Source organism: Arcobacter ellisii, from assembly GCF_003544915.1.
GTDB classification, from domain to species: domain Bacteria; phylum Campylobacterota; class Campylobacteria; order Campylobacterales; family Arcobacteraceae; genus Aliarcobacter; species Aliarcobacter ellisii.
On record NZ_CP032097.1, the window covers coordinates 372,280 to 388,626 of the forward strand.

At 26.5% G+C, this 16,347-nt stretch carries 20 protein-coding genes; 10 read left to right on the plus strand and 10 right to left on the minus strand.

Features of this window, described 5'->3' with window-relative positions; translation table 11 throughout:
- Positions 1-45: 45 nt before the first annotated feature.
- On the minus strand, positions 46-1,068 hold the full coding sequence (ilvC, locus tag AELL_RS01925) for a ketol-acid reductoisomerase (protein ID WP_118916321.1): 1,023 nt from the start codon (positions 1,066-1,068) through the stop codon (positions 46-48).
- A gap of 134 nt (positions 1,069-1,202) precedes the next feature.
- Between ilvC and AELL_RS01930 the strand changes: the two genes are divergently transcribed.
- The gene (locus AELL_RS01930; protein ID WP_118916322.1) at positions 1,203-3,053 is read left to right on the plus strand and encodes an RNB domain-containing ribonuclease; all 1,851 of its coding nucleotides are present in this window, start codon (positions 1,203-1,205) and stop codon (positions 3,051-3,053) included.
- On the opposite strand, the gene fliW is transcribed toward AELL_RS01930, so the two are convergent.
- Entirely contained in the window at positions 3,043-3,417 is a 375-nt protein-coding gene (fliW, locus tag AELL_RS01935) for a flagellar assembly protein FliW (RefSeq protein WP_118916323.1), read from the minus strand. The two genes, AELL_RS01930 and fliW, sit on opposite strands and share 11 nt — an antisense overlap.
- Before the next feature lie 62 nt (positions 3,418-3,479).
- Here fliW and holA point away from each other — a divergent pair, with 62 nt between their 5' ends.
- From holA to AELL_RS01960, 5 genes are all read left to right on the plus strand, one after another.
- A complete protein-coding gene (holA, locus tag AELL_RS01940; RefSeq protein WP_118916324.1) occupies positions 3,480-4,460 on the plus strand; it encodes a DNA polymerase III subunit delta in 981 nt (326 codons plus the stop codon).
- A gap of 82 nt (positions 4,461-4,542) precedes the next feature.
- Complete coding sequence (rpsF, locus tag AELL_RS01945; RefSeq protein ID WP_118916325.1) at positions 4,543-4,899, plus strand: 30S ribosomal protein S6; 357 nt, start codon at positions 4,543-4,545, stop codon at positions 4,897-4,899.
- Positions 4,900-4,918: 19 nt separating this feature from the next.
- On the plus strand, positions 4,919-5,428 hold the full coding sequence (locus tag AELL_RS01950; RefSeq protein ID WP_118916326.1) for a single-stranded DNA-binding protein: 510 nt from the start codon (positions 4,919-4,921) through the stop codon (positions 5,426-5,428).
- 14 nt (positions 5,429-5,442) lie between these two features.
- Positions 5,443-5,709: a 30S ribosomal protein S18 gene (gene rpsR / locus AELL_RS01955; RefSeq protein WP_014473094.1), complete on the plus strand. Its 267-nt coding sequence runs from the start codon at positions 5,443-5,445 to the stop codon at positions 5,707-5,709.
- Between the two features lie 72 nt (positions 5,710-5,781).
- Positions 5,782-5,979, plus strand: coding sequence for a hypothetical protein (locus AELL_RS01960; RefSeq protein ID WP_118916327.1), 198 nt, complete (start codon positions 5,782-5,784; stop codon positions 5,977-5,979).
- On the opposite strand, the gene cysS is transcribed toward AELL_RS01960, so the two are convergent.
- Positions 5,974-7,377, minus strand: coding sequence for a cysteine--tRNA ligase (cysS, locus tag AELL_RS01965; RefSeq protein WP_118916328.1), 1,404 nt, complete (start codon positions 7,375-7,377; stop codon positions 5,974-5,976). The genes AELL_RS01960 and cysS overlap by 6 nt on opposite strands.
- A gap of 6 nt (positions 7,378-7,383) precedes the next feature.
- Positions 7,384-8,568 (minus strand): transcription termination factor NusA, encoded by a 1,185-nt coding sequence (gene nusA, locus AELL_RS01970; protein WP_118916329.1) that lies wholly within the window; start codon positions 8,566-8,568, stop codon positions 7,384-7,386.
- Between the two features lie 152 nt (positions 8,569-8,720).
- On the opposite strand from nusA, the gene AELL_RS01975 reads away from it, so the two are divergent.
- From AELL_RS01975 to AELL_RS01990, 4 genes are read left to right on the plus strand one after another with little or no spacing between them, the layout of a single operon-like run.
- Positions 8,721-8,963 (plus strand): HP0268 family nuclease, encoded by a 243-nt coding sequence (locus tag AELL_RS01975; protein ID WP_118916330.1) that lies wholly within the window; start codon positions 8,721-8,723, stop codon positions 8,961-8,963.
- Positions 8,964-8,983: 20 nt separating this feature from the next.
- Positions 8,984-10,294 (plus strand): tRNA (N6-isopentenyl adenosine(37)-C2)-methylthiotransferase MiaB, encoded by a 1,311-nt coding sequence (gene miaB / locus AELL_RS01980; protein ID WP_118916331.1) that lies wholly within the window; start codon positions 8,984-8,986, stop codon positions 10,292-10,294.
- A complete protein-coding gene (locus tag AELL_RS01985; protein ID WP_118916332.1) occupies positions 10,294-10,905 on the plus strand; it encodes a lysophospholipid acyltransferase family protein in 612 nt (203 codons plus the stop codon). Before miaB ends, AELL_RS01985 begins: the two co-directional genes overlap by 1 nt.
- A 21-nt stretch (positions 10,906-10,926) precedes the next feature.
- Positions 10,927-12,498, plus strand: coding sequence for a hypothetical protein (locus tag AELL_RS01990; RefSeq protein ID WP_118916333.1), 1,572 nt, complete (start codon positions 10,927-10,929; stop codon positions 12,496-12,498).
- 6 nt (positions 12,499-12,504) lie between these two features.
- Here AELL_RS01990 and mqnE read toward each other — a convergent pair whose 3' ends face one another.
- The 6 genes from mqnE to thiS all read right to left on the minus strand — a co-directional run bounded on the left by mqnE (position 12,505) and on the right by thiS (position 16,344).
- Positions 12,505-13,566: an aminofutalosine synthase MqnE gene (mqnE, locus tag AELL_RS01995; RefSeq protein WP_118916334.1), complete on the minus strand. Its 1,062-nt coding sequence runs from the start codon at positions 13,564-13,566 to the stop codon at positions 12,505-12,507.
- A gap of 8 nt (positions 13,567-13,574) precedes the next feature.
- Positions 13,575-13,892: a hypothetical protein gene (locus tag AELL_RS02000; protein WP_118916335.1), complete on the minus strand. Its 318-nt coding sequence runs from the start codon at positions 13,890-13,892 to the stop codon at positions 13,575-13,577.
- A complete protein-coding gene (locus tag AELL_RS02005) occupies positions 13,882-14,535 on the minus strand; it encodes a carbonic anhydrase (RefSeq protein ID WP_118916336.1) in 654 nt (217 codons plus the stop codon). The genes AELL_RS02000 and AELL_RS02005 overlap by 11 nt, the downstream gene beginning before the upstream one ends.
- On the minus strand, positions 14,522-15,625 hold the full coding sequence (locus AELL_RS02010) for an aminotransferase class I/II-fold pyridoxal phosphate-dependent enzyme (protein WP_118916337.1): 1,104 nt from the start codon (positions 15,623-15,625) through the stop codon (positions 14,522-14,524). Before AELL_RS02010 ends, AELL_RS02005 begins: the two co-directional genes overlap by 14 nt.
- 181 nt (positions 15,626-15,806) lie before the next feature.
- Positions 15,807-16,139 (minus strand): YraN family protein, encoded by a 333-nt coding sequence (locus AELL_RS02015; RefSeq protein ID WP_118916338.1) that lies wholly within the window; start codon positions 16,137-16,139, stop codon positions 15,807-15,809.
- A 4-nt stretch (positions 16,140-16,143) separates the two neighbouring features.
- The gene (thiS, locus tag AELL_RS02020) at positions 16,144-16,344 is read right to left on the minus strand and encodes a sulfur carrier protein ThiS (RefSeq protein WP_118916339.1); all 201 of its coding nucleotides are present in this window, start codon (positions 16,342-16,344) and stop codon (positions 16,144-16,146) included.
- Between the last annotated feature and the right edge of the window lie 3 nt (positions 16,345-16,347).

Below are 16,347 nucleotides of genomic sequence, written 5' to 3' on the forward strand. Positions count from 1 at the left end.
TAGGTAGTTTCATTTAAGGAAGAAAAATCTTCCTTAAAATAATTTTTAGTTAGTTTCTTGGTTAACGATTTTTTTAGCAGCAATCCAAGGCATCATAGATCTTAATTGTGCACCTGTTTGCTCAATTAAAGAAGCTTTAGAGTTTCTTCTTTCTGCATTCATTCTTGGGTATCCAGCTTGACCTTCTAAGATGAAATCTTTTGCAAATCTACCATCTTGAATCTCTTTTAATAATTCTCTCATAGCAGCTTTAGATTCATCATTGATAACTCTTTTACCAGCTATATAATCACCATATTCAGCAGTATTAGAAATAGAATATCTCATATCAGCGATTCCACCTTCGTACATTAAGTCAACGATTAATTTTAACTCATGTAAACACTCAAAGTATGCCATCATTGGATCATAACCAGCTTCAGTTAAAGTTTCAAATCCAGCTTGAACTAATGCAGTTGCTCCTCCACATAATACAGCTTGCTCACCAAAAAGGTCAGTTTCTGTTTCATCTTTGAAAGTAGTTTCAATAATTCCAGTTCTTCCTCCACCAATAGCTGAAGCATAAGATAATGCTAATTCTTTAGTGTTTCCAGTTGCATCTTGGTGAATTGCAATTAGGTCAGGAATTCCTCCACCTTTTGTAAACTCAGATCTTACAGTGTGACCTGGAGCTTTTGGAGCAACCATCATTACATTGATGTTTTTAGCTGGAACAATTCTTCCATAATGAATATTAAATCCATGTCCAAATGCAACAGTTGCACCATCTTTTAAGTTTGGAGCGATTTCATTTTTATAGATATCAGCTTGATTTTCATCTGGTAATAAAATCATAATTACGTCACATTCAGCAGTAGCCTCTGCAACTGTTAAAACTTTGAAACCTTTAGCTTCAGCTTTTTTCCAAGATGAACCATCTTTTCTTAATCCAACGATAACTTCAACACCTGAATCTCTTAAGTTTTCAGCGTGAGCGTGTCCTTGAGAACCAAATCCAATCATTGCAACTTTTTTAGATTTAATTAACTCGATATTACAATCTTTATCATAGTAAACGTTTAATGCCATTACTCTTTCCTCTAATTAAAAAAATTTTCGCTGATTATACAAAAAACTATCTAAATATTAGATAACTTGAAAATTAAAGGCAAGTGTAGAGATAGTTTAGGTACTATTATATGATTATTTAAAAAGGATTTATTTTGCTAAAAGAACTATTTACAAAAATTCAAACAGAATGTAAAGATTATTCAAATGAAGAGTTAGTAGAAATAGAGAAGTTTTTAAAAGATGAAATTATAATAAAAAATCAAAATGGCAATTTTGAATTAAACTCTAAATATAAAGTAGCCATTGTAAATATCGGAAAAAATTTTGTAATTTTAGAAGATTTAGTAAGTGAATTAAAAAATATAAAAATTGAATTAGAAGATTTAAATGGCGCTTACAATGGTGATTTAGTAATTGCAAAAAGAGTCTTTAATCCAAGAAGTAAAACAAAAGCAAAAATAGTAAAAATACTTGAAAGTAAAAAAGCTGAACTTTTAGTTTATGTAAAAGATAAGGCCTTTTTTACATTAAAAGAGAATATTAGACTTGATAATAAAAATGCTTTAAAATATAAAGAATTAGATGTTTTAATAGTTGATAATAAATCGTTTGATTTGATTAAAAATGTTGGAAATTTAAGTGATGCAAAAATTGATGAATTCATCTCTTTATATTTATACGAAGAACTTTATAGATTAGAAAAACATTTAGATGTAAAAGCTTTAATGGATGATAAAAAAGAGAGAGTTGATTTAAGAGAATTACCTTTTTGTACAATTGACCCAAATAGTGCAAAAGACCATGATGATGCAATTTATTTTGATAAAAAAGAAAATATTTTATATGTAGCAATTGCAGATGTTTCTTATTTTGTAAAAGAGGGTAGTGAACTTGATATTTTAGCATTTAAAAAATCTACCTCTATTTATCTTCCTACAAAAGTTTTACCAATGCTTCCTCCAATTTTAAGTGAAGAGATGTGTTCACTTAAAGAAGGAGTTGATAGATATTCTTATGTTTTTAAAATGTATTTAGATTTGGAAAATTTTAGTGTGAAAAAAGCTGAACTTTTTGAAGCAATTATAAATTCTCATAAAAACTTCTCTTATGGAAGAATTGATAGGGTTATAGAAGGACATCTTGATCAATATTCAAAAATTGAAAAAGAGATATTTGATTATTTGATACCTTTATATAAAATCACTAAAAAGTTTAGAAAAAAAAGACTTGAAAAAGGTTACGATTTTAGAACTACTGAAAATAGATTAAAATTAAAAAATGATAATTTAGAATCAATTGATGTTGAAACTTCAACAGCCTCTCATCAATTAGTTGAAGAGTGTATGTTAATGGCGAACATTGAAGCTAGTAAAAAAGTAAACAATGTTGGAATTTATAGGATTCATGAAGAACCACCATTTAAAGCAATATCGAAACTTGTAGACGATGTAAATATTTTAGGTGTAAATGTAAAACTTCAAAGTGATGTTCATGAAACAATTACACATATTCAAGAAAAAGCAAAAACTTCTATGATGAGTGCAGAAATTGATGAACTAATTATTCAAGCTCAAACTCAAGCTAAATATAGTTCAAAAAATTTAGGGCATTTTGGTTTAGGTTTTTCTTCATATTCTCATTTTACAAGTCCAATTAGAAGATATTCTGATTTAGTATTACATAGAATTCTAAAAACAAAACAAACACCAAAAAATATTGATGATATTTGTGAACATATCTCTTTAAATGAAAGAAAAGTAGACCAGTTAGTTTGGGATTTTGAAGATAGAAAATATGCAAGATGGGCATTATCACATATTGGTGAAGATATTAAAGTAAAAGTTGTTGATACAGAAAAGGCAAAAGCAGTTTGTTATGAAAAAATTATTGGAATGAAAGTGATTTTAGAAAATTATAAGGGACAGAAATTATTTTCAAAAATGAAAGTGAAAATAAAATCTGCCGATATTGCTACAAAGATAATTGTTGCTACTATAGTGTAGAACACTTATCTATTGAAGCAAAGAAAGGTTCAACTTTTTCAGTAATTATATATTGACCAACTATTTTTTCTTTTTCATTTATAAATATAGGTGAAATAAGATTTACAATTGAAAATTCAATAGGATTTTGAGAAACTACTGTAAAATATGTAGAAAAATCATCTTTTGATTTTATTTTTAACTTATCTAAAGTATTTTGATCAATTGTAAAATCAAATGAAACTTTATCTAAAACATTAATATTCACAACCATAATTTTAGTTTTTTCATCAAAAACTAAAAAAGAAAAGAAATCGTCAATTTTTTCAATTTTTACATTTTCAAAATTTTCGAAACCTAAAATAGGAAGAGCAATTCTATACATGTTAAACCCCTTTGTGAAATAAAAAAATTATATTGAAAGAAAACTTAGGATATTATTTTAATATGTATAAAAATGAATTTGATAACTATTTAAAACAAAATAAAAAATTTAAAGCATATATGTTTTATGGACAATCAACTTTTTTGATTGAACAATATTCTTTAGCAATTGCTCAAATGTTTGGTCAAAATGATGAGATTGAAAAACTCTATTTTGATGATTATGATTTTAAATATGCTAAAGATAAATTACTTCAATCTTCTCTTTTTTCTTCAAATAATATATTGTTAATAAAAATAGAAAAAAAAATACCTAAAAAAGAGTTAGATGCTTTAATTGAAGCTTGTAATACAAATCCAGATAGTACATTAATAATTGCATGTATGGGAGATAGTGATTTTAAAACTATGGAGAGTAGTTTTTCTTTAAATACTAATTCTGTTTGTGTTAGATTTTTTCAACCAACGGATTTAGAAGCTACAAAATTTTTAGAATACGAAGCAAAAATGCTTCAAATGCAATATGAAGTTAGTGCATTAAATCATCTTTATTTTATGCATAAAAATGATTTGGCATTAAGTGTAAATGATTTAAAAAAATTAGCAATATTAAATGAACTTATCACAATAAATGTTATTGATACTTACTGCTTTGGAATAGGAACAGTTAATTTTGAAGATTTTTTACATGATTTATTAAGTGGAAAAGATATTAGTGATGATTTAGCTTTGATTTTAGAAGAAGGAATGAATGAGATTTTTTTACTAAATCAAGTAACATCATTTGTACAACAACTATTTATGATAAGTTCATATGCAAGAACATTAGGTCAACCAAATCCAAAAGAGATTTTAGGATTTATTCCTCCAAAAAATATTTGGGAAAAAAAATCAAAACTTGCAATAAATATTAAACCAGAAGTTTTCCAAAAAATTTTAGAGTATTTATTAAATATTGAATTAGATTTTAAATCTTCAAAAATAGATGACCAAAGTTTATATCTTCAGGCTGCTCTAAGAAAGTTTACAGTTTTATTTAGATAAAATCACAAACTTTACAAAAAAAGAAATCCTTGCTGATATTAGGAAATGTAAAGAATACCGGCACAATCTATAAGGAGAATTAATGTCAAAAATCAAACATTATGAAACAATGTTTATCTTAAAACCTACATTAACTGAAGAAGAAACTGTAGCTCAAATCGATGGAATTAAAGCAATTCTTGAAAAAAATGGTGCAGAAATTGCAGCAGTTGAGAACGTAGGAATCAGAGAATTAGCTTACGAAATCGAAAAATGTAAAAGAGGTTATTACTATGTAATTTACTTCAAAGGTAATCCATCTGGAATTGCAGAAATTGAAAGAAATTATAGAAATAACGAAAATGTTATTAGATTTATCTTCATTAAATACGAGAGCAAAAAAGAGATTGTTTCTTGGACAAAAATGAGTGATGAGGCTGCTAAAAAAGCTGCTAAATAAATATAATTAGGAACCTTACATGTATAATAAAGTAATAATGGTAGGAAATTTAACAAGAGATATTGAATTAAGATATTTACCTTCTGGTTCTGCAATAGCTAAATCTGCAATTGCAACATCTTATAAATACAAATCTTCAACTGGAGAACAAAAAGATGAAGTTTGTTTTTTAGATTTTAATATTTTTGGAAGATCTGCTGAAGTTGCTAATCAATACTTAAAAAAGGGTTCTAAAGTTTTATTAGAAGGAAGACTTGTTTTTGAACAATGGACTGCACAAGATGGATCAACAAGAAGTAGACACTCTTTAAGAGTTGATGCGATGAAAATGTTAGATTCAAAAGGTGCTCCTGAAATGGCTGGGGATAACCAAGGTTATAGTCCGCAAGGAAGTTATAATCAACCAGCTAATGTTCAATATGATGAGCCTTCTTATGATAGCTATGGTGGTATGGGTCAATCTGCTAAACCAAAGATTGAACAAAGAATACCTGAAATTGATATAGACGAAGACGAAATACCGTTTTAGAAAAGGAAAATCAAATGGCTGAAAGAAGAAAATACGGAAAAAAATATTGTAAATATACTGAAATGAAAGTTGATTTCATTGATTATAAAAATACAGATTTATTAAAATTATCTATGAGTGAAAGAGGTAAAATTATGCCTAGAAGACTTACAGGTAACTCTAAAAATGCTCAAGAAATGGTTGAAAAAGCAATCAAAAGAGCAAGACACATGGCTTTAGTACCATATATTGTTGATACTAAAAACATTACAGATTCTGCTTATGCAAGATCATTCTACTAAGAATTATTTTTAGTAATTTAAAAGGGAAGAAGTTTTTACTTCTTCCCTTTTTTTATTTATATAAAGAGAAAAATGGATAAAAGACTAAAAACAGCTTTACGATTACGTTTTGAATACTATAATTTGTATGAAAAAAAAGAAGAAAAGTGGCATGAAAAATATAATCAACATAGTTTATATGCTATTGTAGTAAAAAGTTTTGATTATGATTTTAAAGAAATAGGTGAAATGATGCCAAAATTATTAAAACAGAATGAGGAAAATTTATAATTTTTCCCAAACCGTTCCATTTGGTGTATCCATTAAAGATATTTCCATAGAAGTTAATTCATCTCTTATTTTATCAGCTGTTTCAAAATCTTTGATTTTTTTAGCTTCGTTTCTTTGATTAATTAAATCTTCAATTTTTTGTTTTGTTGATTCATCAATTCCAAATTGAAAATAAGCATAAGCATCGTTTCCTCCAACACCTAAAACTTCTTCAATGAAATTTATATTTGATATTAACTCTTTTTTTAGATTTTTATCTTTTGGATTTGCATCTAATTTATCATTTGCAGAATTTATCATTTCATCAATAATTGAAAGTGCTATTGAAGTATTTATATCATCATTTAAAGCATTTAAAATCTCTTCTTTGAAGTTTTCATTTATAGTTGAACTTTCAGTGCCATAAACTCTTTTTTTAACTCTATAAAGCTTATCAAGTCTTTTTTTAGAAGCAATTAAATCTTCTTCATTAAATCCTAAATTTGCACGATAGTGAGTTGACATTAAATAAAATCTAATAACTTCTCCACTATATGATTTTAAAACATCTTTTAGGAAAAAGGAGTTACCTAAAGATTTAGACATTTTTTCACCATTTATATTTACAAAACCATTATGCATCCAATATTTAGCTAGGTTTTGTCCTGAAGAACATCTTGTTTGTGCAGCTTCATTTTCATGGTGTGGAAAAAGTAAATCTGCGCCTCCTGCATGAATATCGATTTGAAAAGGTGAATCTTTATATGCTAAATGTTTTTCAATCATAGCACTACACTCAATATGCCAACCTGGACGACCTTTTCCAAAAGGAGCATCAAAACTTACATCGTTTGTCTTTTCAAATTTCCACAATGCAAAATCAGCAGGATTTCTTTTTTCAATATTTTCTTCAACTCTTGCTTGTGAGTTTTCATCATTGATTTTATGAGAGAGAGTTCCATACAAATTATCTTTTGAAGTATCAAAATATACGCTATCACTTGTTTTATACGCTACATCTTTTGAAATTAGATTTGAAATCATCTCTTTCATAATTTCAAGATTTTCAGTAGCTTTTGGTTCGATTGTATTATCTAAGATATTTAAAGCTTTCATATCAGCTTTATAAGCATTTATATATTGATTGGTAATCTCTTCTAAAGATTTATTTGATTCATACATTTTTTTGATGATTTTATCATCAATATCTGTAAAATTTTTTGTCATGATTACTTCATAATCATTTGCTTTTAAAACTCTATGAAGTAAATCAAAGGCAATTGCACTTCTTGCATGACCTAAATGTGAATCATCATAAACAGTTGGTCCACATACGTAGATTTTAACCTTACCTTCAACAATAGGGTTAAATTCTACTTTTTCTTTTTTTACTGAATCAAAAATATGTAGTTTATTCATCTTTTTTTACTTAAATAATGCTTCTAATGATGCAGTATCTGTTGTTTTTTCTTCTGTTGTTGAACCATTTTGTGTTTCATTATTAGTTGAGTTTGTGTTTGTTGAAGTAATTTCAACTAATTCAATATCATATTTTGTCAACATTGATGCCAATCTAATATTTAAACCTGCTTTTCCAATTGCTTTTGATTTTTGATCACTTGGAATTGTAACAACAGCTTTTCCTTTTTCTCCATGAGATGGAGCTTTTTCAATTTTTACACTATGTACAATTGCAGGTGATAAAGCTCTTGAAATAAACATTTCAGGGATTGATGAAAATTCAACACAATCAATATTTTCTCCATGAAGTTGTTTAGAAACAGAACCAATTCTAACACCTTTTACTCCAACAACAGCACCAATTGGGTCAATTTGTGGGTCGATTGTAGAAAGTGCAATTTTAGATCTAGTTCCAGGAATTCTTGCACTTGATTCAATAATTACTTTTTTGTCTTTTAGTTCAGGTACTTCTAAAGTTAAAAGATTTTCTAAAAATTTTGGACTTGTTCTTGAAATATCAATAAGCAAACCATTTGATTTATCGATATTAACACCTTTTACAACTGCTTTAACAGTATCTCCAACTTTAAAAGTTTCACCTTTTATTCTACTTTTTCTTTGTAAAATTCCTTTAACTTCACCAATTTCAATAAAAGTATTATCTTGTTTATCAACTCTAGTTACAGTTCCAGAAATTGTTTTTCCAATTTTATCTTTATATTTACTAACGATATTTTCTTCAATAAATCTTTGAAGTCTAAATTCAAAATTACTATGCAAGATAGTTGCAGCATTTCTTCCCATATTTTCGAACTCTAAATCATAGTTCATAAAATCGCCAATTTCTAAATCTGGGTCAATCTCTTTAGCTTCTTCTAATGTGATAAAATTTTCATAATTAATTGCTTCACCATATTTGTTTACAGCATTAGCAAGTAATCTTTCATCATCTTCAGAAACAACTTCAATTTTTTGAAATAGTTCAAGTCTTTTGTTAGTTCTATCAATATTTGCATCAAAAGTTAAAGTAGCATCTACCATTTTTTGCGCAGTTTTTATTAAAGCTTCTTTTAGTGCATTTTCAACATCATCAATTTTGAGACCTTTCTCATATGCGATTGAATCTAAAATATCTATTATTTTATCCATTAAATAACCTCTTGTTTGTTGACATTGAAATGATTAGGATGATTTTCAATGTAGTATAGAGGAATAGTATATCTAAAATAGCCTTTTATAGAAATTAAAGTAATTTTGAGATAAAATATACAACTAATAAACAAAGAAAAAAGGCTTAATAAATGGAATTATTATTTGCAAGAAATGAGTTAAATGAAAAACCAAAGAAAGTGCAATTAGATAAAATAAAAGAAGATTTAAGTAAAGATGGTCAAAAAATATTCTATTTTGATAGAGATAATTCTCACAAAGATATGATGTCTTTAGTTGATGCTTTAGAAGCAGATGGTTACAATGTATATTTTAGAGAGATAAAATATGGTTTAGCTGATGAAGAGTATATGTATGAGGTTCATGCACTTTAATCTATAGTGTTATAAAAAATATGAGTTCAAACAAAAAATTATTTATACAAACATTAGGGTGTCAAATGAATGACACCGATAGTCAACATATCCAAGCAGAACTAGAAAAACATAAGGGATATACTGCAACTGATAAAATTGAAGATGCAGATTTAATCATCATAAATACTTGTTCAGTGAGAGAAAAACCAGTTCAAAAACTTTTTTCAGAAATTGGTCAATTTAATAAAAAGAAAAAAGAGGGTGCTAAAATTGGTGTTTGTGGTTGCACAGCTTCTCACTTAGGGCATGACATCATAAAAAGAGCACCTTATGTAGATTTTGTTGTAGGGGCTAGAAATATTTCAAAAATAAAAGATGTGGTTGATGTTAAAGGTTCTGTTGAAGTATCTATTGATAACGATGAATCAACTTACGAATTTTCAACAGCAAAAACAAATCAATATAGAGCAAGTGTAAATATCTCTGTTGGTTGTGACAAAAAATGTACTTATTGTATAGTTCCAAGTACAAGAGGTGAAGAGATTTCTATTCCACCTGAAATGATTGTTGAACAGGTACGAAAATCAGTTGCTTTAGGTGCAGTTGAAGTTATGTTACTTGGACAAAATGTAAACTCTTATGGTAGAAGATTTAGTGATAACAGAGAAAAATATACATTTACAAAACTTTTACAAGATGTATCAAAAGTTGAAGGTTTAAAAAGAATTAGATTCACTTCTCCTCACCCTTTACATATGGATGATGATTTTATTGAAGAGTTTGCAAGAAATGAAAAAATTTCAAAATGTATTCATATGCCTTTACAAAGTGGTTCAACTGAAATTTTAAAAGCTATGAAAAGAGGATATACAAAAGAGTGGTTTTTAAATAGAGCTTCTAAAATGAGAGAATTAATTCCAAATTTAAGAATTACTACAGATATTATTGTTGCCTTTCCAGGAGAAACACAAAAAGATTTTGAAGATACTTTAGATGTTGTAAATCAAGTTAAATTTGATCAAATATTTAACTTTAAATATTCTCCAAGACCTGGAACAGAAGCATTAAATTTGGCTGACAAAGAGATTCCAGATGAAATCGGAAGTGCAAGATTAATTGAATTAATTGAACTTCACAAAAGACATCTTGAAGATACAATGCCTACTTATGTTGGGAAAACTTTAAATGTATTAGTTGAGAGTTTAAAACCAAATGGTGAAGTTTGTGGATTTACAGATAGTTATTTACAAGTGTTTACAAAAGGTAGTGATGAATTACTAGGTAAATTCGTAGATGTGAAAATTACTGAAGCAACAAGAACATCTCTAAAGGGTGAAATAATAAGTTAATGTTTAAATATTTTAAATTAAATATACTTCCTTATTTGTTGTACTATTTAGTTAAAATAATATATGCAACAAATAAAAAGGTTTATCATCATCCAAAAGATGATGGAAAACCAATTATTATATGTATGTGGCATGGAGATTTGATCTCACAAATATATAATTATTTTGCATTTAGAAAAAATGGAACAGTTAAAGCAATGATAAGCCACAACAAAGATGGTGAAATCATCACAAACTTAGCTTCTATGTTTAAAATTGGGGCAGTTCGTGGTTCGTCATCAAAAGGTGCAGCAAAAGTTTTAATTAGTGCGATAAAAGAGTTAAAATCAGGAAATGATTTAGCTATTACACCTGATGGACCAAGAGGACCTAGATACTCAGTTGCAGATGGAGTAATTGCTTTAGCTCAAAAGAGTGAATCTAAAATTGTATGTTTTAATACTATTCCTTCAAAATATTGGCAATTTAACTCATGGGATAAATTTGTTTTACCTAAACCTTTTGGTAGAATAGATTTTTATATTAGTGAGCCGTTTGATATTAAAAATATGGAATTTGAACAAGCAAGGGAATTTATCAAAGAAAAAATGTTGATACACTCAATGCCTTAAAATACAAGTAAGTAGGGATAAATGTTTAATAAAGAATCTTTATATATCAATGCAATTAAATACGATACTCAATTAAAACTTGAGTATAAAAAGTTAAATAATGAAGATATAATTGATACAAATAATTCAGTTTTTTTAATTGATAATGATATTTTACCTCCAGATATTGCACAAAAAATTAATACATCACAAGAAGAAACAGATTTTACATATATCTCTACATTACTTATTAGTGATACTACAAAACTTGTTCCAAAATCATTATCTTCAAAATTAACAGATTGTGAAATTGCAAAATTCAATAATGAATATGATATTGCTGTATTAAAAACTACACTTTTTGAAACTAAAAACTATTTTGTAAAAACAGGAATAGATTATATCTATTCAGCTTTTCATATATTAAGTTTACATATTGAAAAAAATGTTTGTAGAAATGAACTTCTTTTACTTTTATATAATAACAAAGCATTTATTTTAATATTAAACCAAGCAGGAATTGTAGTTTATAATGAAATAGTTGATTTACCAACTTTTGAATCTGTTAAAAAAACACATTTTTATGAAAATGATTTAGAAGGTCAAAAATTATTTGATGAAATTTATTATTTAGAATTTCATGAAATAATTCAAAATACATTAAATGATTTTTATGCTAAAAAAAATGGTGTATTTATTGAAAAAATCACAATCTTATATGTTTTAAAACAATTAACAAATGAAGAAATAGAACACTTATCTCAAGAGTTTATGTTAAAAGTTGATTATCATCCAATAAATATAGATGAAGAGATTTTTGAATTATCAAGGGATAAACATCTTAAAAAAAGTTTTACAAAACCTAGAAAGAAAAAGAAAAAAAGAGATTTTAAATATCTTTATTTATTTTTACTTATAGCTGTTTTAGCATTTGGTGGATATAAAATTTATACAATGATTGATTTTAATAAATTTTTTACAACAAAAAAAATAGAAAAAAGTGAAAAAGTAGAAGAAAATCTAACATCATTACCTGATCATGTAAGTATCAATGATAAAATTGAGCAAAGAATTAAAGCCGTATTTAATTCTATTCCAAATGGTGTAATGATTGAATATATTAAAATAAATGCAAATGATTTGGAATTAAAAGTATTTTCTTTAAAAGAGGAAAATTTAGTTTTATTAAAACCTTCACTTGATACTTTATATAAAACTTCACAATTTAATTTAGTTGATCCTGAGAAAAAAACAGACTTTTTTACAGATATTATTGCGAAAGATAGTATAGAAATAAATACAAATTATAAAAAATTTGAAAAAGAGTATATAACAGATGAAACAATTGCAGTAGAAAGAGTAACAGAACAGTTAAAAATTCTAATGCCTGAAAATGCAATTATTAGATTCTCTTCAAATACAAATAACAATATAAATAAATTTACTTATGTAGTAAATATTTTAGTAAAAGAGCCAAAAGAGTTTTTTAATTTGCTTGATACAATAAATAATGAATTGTATTCAATAAATATAAGTTATCCAATAATTATGATGAAAACTGAAGCAGGAATAGAAGTAGAATTTACTTTAGAATTTAATCAATTAAAAAACTAAAAACTTTTACCAAGTTTTTAGTTCATTATAAATTGAGTCTCTTTCAACTGGAATAAATCCAGAATTTTTAATCAAATCAACAAACTCCATTTGAGCTATTCCATTTGCACTAGAAGCTCCAGCAGCACTTTGAATTGCCTCTTTTTCAATAGTTCCATCAACATCATTTGCTCCAAATTCTTGAGCAATTAATGCTAATTTTACAGTTGAAGTTGCCCAATAAGCTTTAATATTTGGAATGTTATCAAGTAAAATTCTAGCAATTGCATATGTTTTTAAAATTTCTTGACCTGTTAATGCTTCTTTTACTTTTAAGTAGTTATTTTCAGTTTGATAAACTAAAGGAATAAAAGCATTAAATCCACCAGTTTCATCTTGTAATTTTCTAAGTCTTAACATATGGTCAATTCTATGATTTCTATCTTCAACATGACCAAAAAGCATAGTTGCATTAGATTTTCTACCTTTTTCATGCCAAAGTTTGTGGATATTTAACCATTGTTCTGATGTAACTTTTCCGCCACAAATTCTTTTTCTTACCGTTTCATCAAAAATTTCTGCTCCACCACCTGGCATTGAGTCAATTCCATGTTCAATCATCATATTTATGATTTGTTCATATGAAAGCTTATATTCTGTACTTAAAAAATGAATTTCTGCAGCTGTTAAAGCCTTAACATGAATATTTGGGAAGTTTTCTTTTATTTTTTTAAATACATCCATATACCATTGTAATCCTGTATGTGGATTGTGTGCTGAAACAATATGAACCTCTTTTATATTGTTTTTTGAAGAGTTTTTTACAATATCAAGAATCTCTTCATGGCTCATTGTATATTGATGTGGATTTTTTCTACTTGCACTATATGCACAGAATTGACAGACATCTTTACAGATGTTTGTTGGGTTTATATGCCTATTTATATTAAAATATGTTTTTTTACCATGTCTATTAATTCTAATTTTATTTGCGTAAGTTGCTAGAGTGAATAAATCTAAATCGTATAATTTAATTGCATCTTCATACTCTAATCTTTCATTTTTTTCTAATTTTTCAATAATACTCATATTTTTTCCTATTTACAATCAATATCTTTTGTATAGTGGTTATCTTTTTCTTTATGAACAAAACCTATACAAGTTTGATTAGAATCTTGGTTATAAAACTTAACTTTATAAACAGTACTTCTATATCTAGTTTCTGCATCTTCAACACTTAACTTATTAATTACAGTTACATCTTTTATATTTTTATAACCAATTGATTGAAGAATTTCTATTAATTTTTGTTCTTTTAAATCTTTTAAAAATAAAAAACCAATAAGAGCAATAACAATCATTACTCCAATAATAATAATTGTTTTTTTAGGAAGTTTTCGTATTTCATTGTTCATTTGAAGACTCTTTTAATGGTTTAAATGAACACTCTTCACCGTCATAATATTCAATAGTTCCATCTTCTATTTTATAATACCATCCATGAATTTGTAAATCTTTATCTTTTACTTTTTTCTCAATATATGGAAAAGTTAAAAGATTTTCCATTTGATGAACAATTGATATTCTTTCTGTTGCTCTATATAATTTCTCTTTATCAGTTTTATCTTGAATTGCTAAAAGTGTGTACTCTTTTGCTCTTTTTCCTAATTCTAACCATTTTTTTACATTTATCAAATCAGGTGAATCCCCTAAATCTTGATATAAACTTTTACAAGCTCCACAATGTGAATGACCACAAACTATAATATGTTTTACACCTAAAACATTTACAGCATATTCAATAACAGCAGAACTTCCATGGTAATCGTTATCTGGATTATATGGTGGAATAAAATTTCCTACATTTCTTAAAATAAACATATCGCCAGGTTTTGTATCAAGCATTAAATCAGGTGTTACTCTACTATCACTACAACCTATAAAAAGTACTTCTGGTTTTTGACCAGTTTCAACTAATTGTTTTAAATCACACTCATATTTAGGGAAACTAGCTTCTCTAAACTTTTTATTACCTTTTATTAAATCATTTATTAGCATTTAAGTCCTTTAATAAATTACATACACTAATTAAATTGTTTGTATCTATATCAATTTTTGCAATTAATCTTATAATTGCACTTTTAACGGTAGGTTGCCTAATCGCACCAACTAGAAAACCTTTTTGTTTTAAAATTTCTTGAATCTCTTTTACTTTTTTATTATCACCAACATCAATTGGAATAATCAAACTTTGAGATTTTATTCCTAAAATTTCATAAATAATGTTCAAATTTTTTTCTATTTGTTCCTTTAAATCTTTTTTATTATCTATTATATAATTCAAAGATTCAAGTGCAAGGGCTGTATCAAATAAAGAAGGAGCAGTAGAATAAATAATAGGTTTAGCTCTATTTGTTAAAAACTCTATAATCTCTTTAGAAGCTAAGATATAAGCTCCATAAGAACCATATGCTTTTCCTAAAGTTCCCATTTTTATATGATATTTATTTGGTTTAATTTCATAATAATCAAAAATACCTAAAAGATTTTTACCAATAACTCCAGAACTATGTGCTTCATCAACAATTAAAATTGATTTATAATTGTCTGCTATTTTAAATATTTCAATTGGTGCAATATCCCCACCCATTGAATAAACACCTTCGATAGCTATTATTTTTCTTCCTACTCTTTTATTTTCTAAAATCTTTTTTTCTAAATTTTCATAATCATTATGTTTAAAAATTATTACTTGTTCAGGTTTTAGTAGTTTTGTAGCTAATATTCCACTTGCATGGTACTCTTCATCTATAAACAAAGTGTCATTTTTTCTAACAAGTGCTTCAATCATTGAGATATTTGCTAAAAAACCAGAACCAACTGTGATTCCAGCTTCAAATTTATTTACCTCACATAATTTATCTTCAAAATTTTTATGGATTTGATTATAACCATTTACTAACATTGAAGCACGTGGGGAATGGAAATTTTGATTTAAAATATTTTCGTAAGCTTTTTGAAAAAGATTTTTATTTGTAGAAAGGCCTAAATAATCGTTTGATGCAAGGTCTATAAGATTTTCATCAAATAAATCTCTTGTTCTAAAACGGTTAGACTTTTTAATAGATTCAAGTTCTTTAAAGTACAAAAAATTCTCCGTAAGTATTTTTGAATAGTAACCAATTATTACTAAGAAAAAGTTAAATTTTAAAATTTGTTTTTATTGCTAGTTTATTGCTATTATGAATTGTTATAATTCTTTTCTACTAATTTTAAGTACGAGTAAATCCTAGTAAGGGGTGTTTTTGCGACCTTCACCCCTTACTTTATCACATAGTTATATTTTCAATCAATTCAATATTCTCATCATTTATAATAATTGCATCAATAGAATAAATAACATCTAATTTTTTTATTTGTAAATAGTAATTTATGCTTCTTTTTATTTTTGAAAGTTTTGAATAAGTAATATTATTAATTGCAGTTTCATAATCAGGTGCAGATTTAACTTCACAAAAATGATAAACATCATCTTTTTTTGCAATTATATCTATTTCTCCTAATTTTTTTGCGTAGAAATTTTTTTCAATAATTATAAAATTTAACTTTTCTAAAAAAGAGATTGCTTTTTTTTCAGCAACTTCTCCTTTTTCTCTACTCATAAAATCAACCACCACCAACAAATTGAAGAAGTTCGATTTTATCATTATCTTTTGGAATAAAATTTTTCCAATCATCTTTTTTTACAATATTCATATTAACTGCAGCAGCCATTACTTTATTTTCAATTTGTAAATTTGTTATTATATCTTGTAGTGTTGATGAGTTATCAAACTCTTTTGTTTCACCATTTACAATCAGTGTCATATT